1 protein-coding gene is annotated in these 234 nt (G+C 32.9%); it reads right to left on the reverse strand.

From position 1 onward, the window contains the following. Nucleotides 1–234, reverse strand: a 234-nt coding sequence (locus tag KI369_RS30115) for a HEAT repeat domain-containing protein (RefSeq protein WP_498033630.1), incomplete at both ends; no start/stop codon positions are given.

A 234-nucleotide genomic window follows, 5' to 3' on the forward strand; every position in this document is an offset into this window, starting at 1 on the left:
CAGCTTATCAATAGCGGAAGTTATAATTTCATTGTCATCAAACTTGTACAACATAGTATCTAAAACAGGAAGTAGCGTTTTATCACCTAATTCACCCGCAGCTTCAATGATATCATCATAAACAGTATTTTTTTTTAACTCATCGCATAAAACAGATAAAACCCTTTTATCTTTTCTGTAGGAAAGTCCGATTATTGCTTCAATACGGACTTCCTCATTTTTATCCTGAAGCAT

It is taken from the genome of Bacillus sanguinis (assembly GCF_018332475.1).
GTDB classification, from domain to species: Bacteria; Bacillota; Bacilli; order Bacillales; family Bacillaceae_G; genus Bacillus_A; species Bacillus_A sanguinis.